At 69.0% G+C, this 1,053-nt stretch carries 1 protein-coding gene; it reads right to left on the bottom strand.

What is annotated here, in order from left to right; genetic code table 11:
* A partial coding sequence (locus tag J1902_RS19055; RefSeq protein WP_207617931.1) for a glycosyltransferase occupies nt 1–910 on the bottom strand: 910 nt, incomplete at its 3' end.
* Nucleotides 911–1,053 lie beyond the last annotated feature (143 nt).

The following is a 1,053-nucleotide window of genomic DNA, read 5'->3' as shown; positions in this document are numbered from 1 at the left end:
CCGCCTCGTTGAGGGCTGCCGCGAGTTCGCGGATTCCGCCGCGCAGGAATCCGGTTGCGCCGTCGTCGATGATTTCCGGGGCGGAGCCCCGGGGTGTGGCGATCACCGGGGTGCCGGCGGCCAGGGACTCGATCATGACCATGCCGAAGGGCTCGGCCCACTGAATGGGATTCAGAAGGGCCACGGCGCCTCCGAGCAGCGCGTACTTGTCCGCCGTGTTCAGTTCGCCCAGATACTCCACGTCCGGCCCGAGCAGCGGCTCGATGACGGTGCGGAAATACTCGTGCTCGTCCCTGTTGTGCATTTTCGCCGCGATCCGCAGCGGCATCCGGGCCAGCCTTGCGGCCCCGATGGCCTGGGGCAGGCCCTTGTCGGGGTGCATCCGGCCCAGAAAGCATGCGTAGCCCCCCTCGCCGCGTCCCACCGGAACCGCGCCGGTGGTGATGCCGTGGTGGATGACCCGGCTGATCCTGAGATCTGGGGCGGAGCGGGCCTGGTGGTGTGAGATGGCAATGAGCGAGGCTTCGGCAGTCATGGCGTGGTAGATCCCGCGCAGCCCTCCGGTTAAGGGTCCGTGCGCGGTGGTGATGAGGGGTGTTTTTTCCGGCCGGTGCCGGAACAGGGGCCCGGCGAGGGTGTGATCGTGGACCAGGTCGACGCCGTCCATCGCCTCATAGGCGAACACACTGTGCCGGAGCTCGTCAGCGCACGCGCCCATTGTTGCCGGATCCGCGGCAGGAGCACCGGGAACCTTTGGAACCGGACAGGTGCTGCCGGCCGCGGCCGCCAGAAGCACTTCGTGGCCTGCTGCGGCCAGCCCCCGGGCCAGGACATCGACGACGGACTCGGTGCCGCCGTACGCCGGCGGGGGCACCGGGATCCACGGCGGAGCGATCAGGCCGATGCGCATCCCGGCCCTCCCTCCGGCCGGGACCTGGCGGCCCTTGCCGTGCTGATGATCATGTCCTGAAGCTCATGGAAGGATTGCTGGCCCGCGGCGTTGGTCATGCCCCAATGTAGAGCCGGCCACGCCGCGGCACAACCATAGCCGGC

The sequence above is a fragment of the Arthrobacter cavernae genome (assembly GCF_017368795.1).
In the GTDB taxonomy this organism is placed as follows: Bacteria; Actinomycetota; Actinomycetes; order Actinomycetales; family Micrococcaceae; genus Arthrobacter; species Arthrobacter cavernae.
The sequence above is the reverse complement of the archived record's forward strand: the minus strand, read 5'-3'. Positions and strand labels throughout refer to the sequence as shown.